Consider the following 6730-nt stretch of genomic DNA (forward strand, 5'->3'; position numbering starts at 1 on the left):
CCCGACCACCTCGCATTCGACCTGACTTACCGCCTTGCCGGTATAGCGTTCGATAAGGCAAGTGGCGCCGAGAGGCAATTGCAGCCCCACCGCTTCAAGCACCATGCCTGTTGCCCGCGTCAGCCGCCCATAGTGGCGGCAGTCCGGTAGGGCAGTAATCATACGTTCCTGGTGCGCCATCGCGTTAATCCAGCGTTCCAGCTGCACGGTCATGCGGCACCCTCCTTGAGTATCTGGCACAGCTGTTGCCAACGGGTTTCCAGGGTGGCATCCACTTCGCCATCCTCGGCGACAATCCGGCAGCCGCCGCGCAGCAGCTGACCATCGGCTATCAGGAGCCAGCCCTGGCTTTCCAGGGTGCTGCCTAAATTACTCTGTAACGATGGTAGATCGTCGGGATGGACATATAGCCGCAGGCAACCGGCGAACAAAGGCCGATCATGCAGCAGTTGCTGGATAGTACTCAGCACCACGCGGCTATCGCACACCGGCGACTGACCGAGGATTTTGCCCGCCGCTGTCAGCGCGATTTGCATCAGTCGCGTCGGCATCACCGCATCCATCCCTGCCAGGGTGGCTTTCAATTCGCGCAGAAAATCCGCCATCTGTACAGTGATACGCTCCTGCTCGGCTTGCGCATCCTGCAGTCCCTGTTCAAAACCGTCGCTGTGCCCCTTATCAAAACCTTGCTGGTAGCCCTGCTTTTCGCCTTCCTGCTTACCCTGCTTAAACCCGCGATGTTCCGCCTGGGTACGCAGGAGCGTCAGCTCCTCTTGCCAAGCTTTTTCATCGTGGTCCGCTGACAGTAGCGTCGCGGGGAGGCTATCGGTGAAAGCTATGGACAAATCCGCTGGTAGCCAGTTTTGCCAGCGCGTTTGTTCGGCGGGCTCAGACATAATTTTCCCCATCCTTGTTGATGAGTATCTCATCAACATCGGCCAGACGGCGTGCCACGGCCAGAATCGCTTTACGCTCGGTTTCAACCCGCGATTCTTTCACCGGCGCGCTGAGGTTAATGTCGTCGCGCAATATTTCCGCCTGGCGCTGTGACATATTGCTCAAGATCCTATCCACCAGCGGCTGAGCACAGCCTTTCAGGGCAATTACGAGCGCATCGGTGTCGATCTCCTGCAGGATCCGCCGTAGGCTGTGGTCGTCCAAATTCTCCAGATCATCGAACGTAAACATGTGCTCAACGATTTTCTCCGCCAGGCTTTCGTCGAGGGAGCGTACCGCATCGATTGCCGCCTCTTCCTGTCGGCTTTGCATATAATTAAGGATTTCTGCCGCTGGACGAACGCCGCCTTTGTTTCCTTGCCGGCTGCGCTGTCCGCGCAGCAAATCATTGAGGGCAAGGGCGAGCTCTTGCAGTGCGGCAGGTTGTAGACTGTCCAACGTAGCGATGCGCACTAGGATGTCGTTGCGCAGCGTTTCCTCGAAACTAGAGAGAATCTCGGCGGACAGGCTGCGCTTGAGCAGTACCAGAATGGCGGCGATTACCTGTGGATGTTCGGCCTGAATAAGCGCTGCTACCGCCTGCGGTTTCATGGCATTCAGGGCGTCAATCCCTTTCCCTTTGACATTGTCCTCGCTGGTAATATGCAGCTCTTCTAGCAGTAGCAGGGCACAATCCTCCCCCAGCGCGCTGATAAGGGCCCCGCGAAGGTAGTCGTAACCGTCCTTGTCTGGGTTTATCATCGTCTCGGCATCGAAATGAAACGCTTCAAGCACGCTAGTCAATTGCTGCCGGGAGTAAATACCCAGCGAGGCTATAGTTTTACCTATTGCTTCTACTTCCTTCTTACGCAGGTGTTTAAAGACGGCGGCGGCGCTCTCTTCCCCCAACGTCAGCATGACGATGGCGCTCTTTTCGATGGCATTCATGATGGTTGTTGCTCGCGGGTTATCCATTGACGCAGTATCCGTGCCACCATCTGTGGCCGGGCGGCGGCAATCTCACGCAACTTCTGGATACTGTCCTCCATTGCCTGGCAGGCTTTTTCTCGCGCTTCCTTTTCCAAATCGCTGCGCGAAACGGGGCAAGGCTCATCCCGCGGCTGGTTGGCTTCGTACTGCGCCCGGATACGTTCGCGCTCGATCTCCTGTTGTCGCTGCCAAAGTGGACGAAACCCTTTACGCCACGCCAGCCAGAACAGCAGTGCCACCAGTACATAGCGCAGCGTGCTGAAGGCCATAGCCTGTAGGCCGGGATCCTGCCAGAACGGTGGCGGCAGCATATCCTGATTAGTGACAAAGCGGGTGTTGACGATGTTGAGTGTATCGCCACGTTCTCTTGAAAAGCCCATGGCTTCGTGTACCAGCGAGGTCACATCCTGCATTTCCTGCGGCGTCAACCGTACTGGCTTGCCGGTTCCGTCCTCACGGTCGTTAACCACCACTGCCACCGACAGGCGTTTAAGCACGCCGGGACGAAATCTGCTATGGGTCAGTGTACGATCGACTTCGTAATTGATGGTTTTATCATTCTGGCTGCTGCGCGGCTGCTGCACGATGGGTGACCCAGAGGGGGTGGGCGCCTGGGCACTATCCTTGCCGGCAGCGGGGTTGGTAGAGGATTCAATAGGCGCTATGGCCGGCGGAGTAGGCTGATTGCTAAGCGCCCCCGGTACACCGCCAGGAGCCTGAATACCGATCTGGTCGCTGGCGCTCAGCTGTTGGCTGCGGATCGCCATTTCCTCCGGGCGCCCGTTGGGTTTATGCTGCTCCGCCGTTTGCTCCACCGTGGTAAAGTCCAATTGGGCAGTCACTTCCGCGCGCACGTTGGCTGCGCCTATCACCGGCGCAAGTATCGCGTTGATGCGCCGCTGATAATCACTCTCCACTTCACGGGTATAGGCAAGCTGGGCCTTGCTGAGGTTAAGCTCATTATTGCCCGGCTGGGCAAGTAATTGACCCTGGCTATCTACCAGGGTAATATTTCCGGCGGGTAAATCAGGTACGGTGCCGGATACCAACCAGGTAATAGCTTGAATTTGACCGGCGTCCAGCGTGCGCCCTGGATACAACGTCAACGTCACCGAAGCAGTCACTGGCTTATGTCCGCGCACAAACAGCGAGGGTTTCGGCATCGCGATATGAACCCTCGCCGATTTCACCGGGTTTAGCGTTTCAATAGTGCGGGCGATTTCGCCCTCCAGCGCCCGCTGATAATTGATCTGCTCGCTGAATTGGCTCATGCCGAATTTCTCGCGATCCAGCAGTTCAAACCCCAGTGTTCCCCCCTTCGGCAACCCCTTTCGTGCTAGAAGCAACCGGGTTTCATGGACCCGGTTGCTCGGCACCATAATGGCGCCACTGTTGTCGGCAAAACGGTAGGGGATATTCATCGTGGTCAGTTCCGCCACCACAGCGCCACCGTCCTGGTCGCTGATATTGCTATACAAAATGCGATAATCCGGCGTTCTGGCCCATAATAGCAGGACAATAGCCAGCGCGATCCCTGCGGCGCTAGCCGCTAGTAGCACATATTTCGGATGGCAGCGAAAACGCGCTATTATGTTGGTCAAGCTTATTGTCGATTTAGCATCGATATCCATGGCCGAAGCATTCATGCAGGATCCCTGAAGCAGAATTAAAAATAAAGAATCATGATGGTATGTGATAGGGTGAGGAAATAAAATCCCTGTGGGAATAGCGCTCCACTGCCCAACTATGTAATTTCCTAACCGTTGTCAATCTTGGCATAGAGAGACCAGATTGATAGGCAAATAAACTTGCGATTTTATTCTTAATTTCGCCATTTAGCGCTGCGTTGCCGTGCTAATGTCGCTGAAGTCAGGTATTTGAGGAGGTTGTATGACAACCAATGCTATCCATTCTGTTTTGGCTATGATGAAAGTGACGGCACAGAAGGCGGCTGGAAATGTGGTAACACTCTCCGCACCGACTACCGCCGGTGCGGGTTTTATTAGTGAATTAAATAGCAGTATTAAACAAATAAACGGAATGCAAGTAAATGCCCAGCGCAAGGCGGAGAAATTTGAGTTAGGTATGCCGGGAATCGCATTAAATGATGTTATAGTGGAAATGCAGAAGGCATCGCTAGCGCTGCATTTTGGAATTCAGATCAATAATAAATTGATTAATGCCTATCAAGAAGTGATGAATATGGCGGTATAAAATTTGGCGTTAGGCACTAGGCATTATACTCATTAAGTACTGAGCATCAGGCATTGGTCATCAAGCACAGGGTATGCGAACTGTAGGCTATGTTGGGCTGGGCTAGTATCGTATAAAATACCGTTATCTCGGTGGGGCTACTATATATCCGATAATAATAGGAATTTTTATTCAAATGGGGTATCGTGAATAACACGAATGTCATGGCTGTGGCGCCGACAGGAGGAAGCATGTAATACGACGGCTAATGCCGACATCGCGGAGATTAACTCCATCAATCATGGCCGGCGCTTATGCCAACGTTGCGGAAAATTTTGAAAGAGGTTTACAAGCACGTGCCGATGCCTAGGATTAAAAAAGCTGATTGTGATAAATTGTTACCTTGATAAGTTATTACCCTGGAAATTTCAGCGCAGTTGCCCGATCAATCGCACGAATCTCTCTCATTTTACGAATCTCTCGTTCTCCCTTCTTTTTCATGCGCGGCCATACCGGCAGATTGAATATAATCTATTACTTTACGTACAGCATGAGACTATTCAGCGCGACAATGCTATCTCAATCTTTTGAGCGTGCCGATTCGATAATCTGATACGTTAATTGTAACGGTAGGGAAAATGGGTGCTTAGTTCGGAATACCATTAGAATAGTATTATCCTTCTATCGTTGTGGAGTAATTTCTTTCCAGGCGCTGGAAATTTTTTTCAGCAAAGCATCTACATGTTTTATCGCTTCAGGGTCATTATTTAAATTAGCCTTCAGCAAGGTATAGATCATATAGCGGTAGAGATTTGCCAGATCCTGTGCCAGAGTTTTGCCTTTTTCGTAATCTAGCGTGGCTAGCAAACCGCATTCAATGATGGCAATAGCGCGGGAAACTTCCTCGCCACGCCGGGCGATGTTGCCACGTGCCATCCAGATACCTGCCTGGGCTAGCGCGCTATGAGCGCCATCAAAGAGCATGACAATCAACTGGTGCGGGGTCGCCCCGGCGATATCGGTTTGCAGACTGATTTGTTGGTAGGCGTTGATGCCCTGATCTGCAGACATCGTCTTTTCTCCCAAGTGGCAGCTTACTGTTGGTTTGTGTGCTGGCTGTTAGCATCAGGCGGGCGATTATTTTTTCGCGATCGACTGTATTGCGGCTAGAGGTGCCTGAAGCGACTCCAACTGCGCGAGCGCGACTTCCATCCGCTGGTATTGCTGTTGATAAGCCCGCATTTTTGCATTAATAGTGGCCTGTGTGCGTTCCAAATACTTTTCAATTTCTTTCTTCTGCTTTCCTAGATTTTCAGTTTCATCTTTAATGATATTGCTGTTGCCGTCACCACCAATATAACCCTTAATATGGTCGGCCATGCCGATTGCCATGCCTATTTCCCCTTCAGTGCCAAGAAACAGCCGCTGTACCCCCTCCAGGTTAGTATGGATAATGTTTTTCAGCTTGGTGCTATCCGGCTCGAGCTTGCCGGTTTTGACATCGACCTTAATACCGAGATCGGCTATTGACACTATGTTGTCATCGCCATAGTTATTGGCGGCGTCACGGCGCACAAGCGCTTTTAAGTTGCTTAATAAACTATCACTGGCCAAGGGACCATTGCTCGCATCAGGTAGTGAGACATCCTCGGGATTCAGATTGGAATAATCAGTGGGTTTAAATTTACTTAAGGACGATGAATGGGTAATGAACTCGTTGAAAGCTGTGACAAATTTCTCCACTGCTTTTTGCACGGCATTTTCGTCCGGACTCAGGGTCAGTACTTCTGATTCATCGGGTTTGGACTTTTGTTTGAGCGTGAGTGTGATGCCGGTCAGGATATCATTGATGCTGTTGTTGGAGCGGATATATTCATTGCCGTCAACTAAGACTCTGGCGTCGGTTGCCTCCAGATCTTGCTTCATTTTCTCACCAGAATTGCTCGAAGCAATCTTCAGTTTTGGATTGTATCCCATAATCTCTCTTAAGGTGTCATCGCCCTCGACGGAGAGGGTCATTTCCCCGGCGCTGCCGGATTCCTCCGCCCGCAACACCAAACGCAGCGTGCCGTCATTGTCCATATTTTTCACTTCAGCACGGACGCCGGCCTTCTGGTTATTGATGGCCTTAGCTATTCCCACCAGACTTGTTTCTTCTTGCGCAAGGGTAATACGGGATCCTTTAACCTCAACCTTACCATTCTCGCCCTTTTGACTGATTTTCAGCGTACGGGTTGCCGCGCTATTGCCCAGCGGCGTATCAATCCCTTTTTTAGTCTGAAAAGATAGGGTATGGTTTTGCGCCAGTTGATTTACATAGATATTGTGGGTGCCTGCTATGGTACCGCCGCTGGCGCTAAATGCCTTATTTTCACTGATTTTCATGGTATAAAATGCACCATCCTTCAGGGTATTGCTTTTCTCCAGCAAGGCCTGCAGGCTAGAGCGGATTTTACCCCAGGCGCTGATTTTACTCTCGGTGCTTTTTTGCTGTAACTGAATGGGTTGTAGCAACAATTGATAATGCTTGGCCTGCTTCACCATCAGCGCATCGCTGATGCCCGAAACTGATATACCCTCCATAGCTAACTCTCCTGTCAATCACCACGTG

6 protein-coding genes and 1 pseudogene are annotated in these 6730 nt (G+C 51.7%); 1 reads left to right on the forward strand and 6 read right to left on the reverse strand.

Annotated elements, in window-relative coordinates; translation table 11 throughout:
* From fliI to fliF, 4 genes and pseudogenes are all read right to left on the reverse strand, one after another.
* Window positions 1-213, reverse strand: a pseudogene (gene fliI, locus BG74_RS06630) (flagellum-specific ATP synthase FliI); the annotation flags it as partial.
* The gene (gene fliH, locus BG74_RS06635; protein WP_066597412.1) at window positions 210-896 is read right to left on the reverse strand and encodes a flagellar assembly protein FliH; all 687 of its coding nucleotides are present in this window, start codon (window positions 894-896) and stop codon (window positions 210-212) included. The pseudogene fliI and the gene fliH, both read right to left, overlap by 4 nt.
* The gene (gene fliG, locus BG74_RS06640) at window positions 889-1911 is read right to left on the reverse strand and encodes a flagellar motor switch protein FliG (RefSeq protein WP_244267397.1); all 1023 of its coding nucleotides are present in this window, start codon (window positions 1909-1911) and stop codon (window positions 889-891) included. Before fliG ends, fliH begins: the two co-directional genes overlap by 8 nt.
* A complete protein-coding gene (fliF, locus tag BG74_RS06645) occupies window positions 1881-3572 on the reverse strand; it encodes a flagellar basal-body MS-ring/collar protein FliF (protein WP_066597421.1) in 1692 nt (563 codons plus the stop codon). The genes fliG and fliF overlap by 31 nt, the downstream gene beginning before the upstream one ends.
* A gap of 244 nt (window positions 3573-3816) precedes the next feature.
* On the opposite strand from fliF, the gene fliE reads away from it, so the two are divergent.
* Window positions 3817-4140, forward strand: a complete 324-nt coding sequence (gene fliE, locus BG74_RS06650) for a flagellar hook-basal body complex protein FliE (RefSeq protein WP_066597423.1) — start codon at window positions 3817-3819, stop codon at window positions 4138-4140.
* Window positions 4141-4800: 660 nt separating this feature from the next.
* Here the strand turns inward: fliE and fliS are convergent.
* Complete coding sequence (gene fliS / locus BG74_RS06655) at window positions 4801-5190, reverse strand: flagellar export chaperone FliS (protein ID WP_066597424.1); 390 nt, start codon at window positions 5188-5190, stop codon at window positions 4801-4803.
* Between the two features lie 66 nt (window positions 5191-5256).
* A complete protein-coding gene (gene fliD / locus BG74_RS06660; protein WP_066597425.1) occupies window positions 5257-6702 on the reverse strand; it encodes a flagellar filament capping protein FliD in 1446 nt (481 codons plus the stop codon).
* Window positions 6703-6730 lie beyond the last annotated feature (28 nt).

The sequence above is a fragment of the Sodalis-like endosymbiont of Proechinophthirus fluctus genome, assembly GCF_001602625.1.
Lineage (GTDB): Bacteria > Pseudomonadota > Gammaproteobacteria > Enterobacterales > Enterobacteriaceae.

Bases quoted from the DNA above. Each gene is read 5' to 3' on its own strand.
- fliH (WP_066597412.1), bottom strand. From the start codon at position 896: ATGTCTGAGCCCGCCGAACAAACGCGCTGGCAAAACTGGCTACCAGCG.
- fliG (WP_244267397.1), bottom strand. From the start codon at position 1,911: ATGGATAACCCGCGAGCAACAACCATCATGAATGCCATCGAAAAGAGC.
- fliF (WP_066597421.1), bottom strand. From the start codon at position 3,572: ATGAATGCTTCGGCCATGGATATCGATGCTAAATCGACAATAAGCTTG.
- fliE (WP_066597423.1), top strand. From the start codon at position 3,817: ATGACAACCAATGCTATCCATTCTGTTTTGGCTATGATGAAAGTGACG.
- fliS (WP_066597424.1), bottom strand. From the start codon at position 5,190: ATGTCTGCAGATCAGGGCATCAACGCCTACCAACAAATCAGTCTGCAA.
- fliD (WP_066597425.1), bottom strand. From the start codon at position 6,702: ATGGAGGGTATATCAGTTTCGGGCATCAGCGATGCGCTGATGGTGAAG.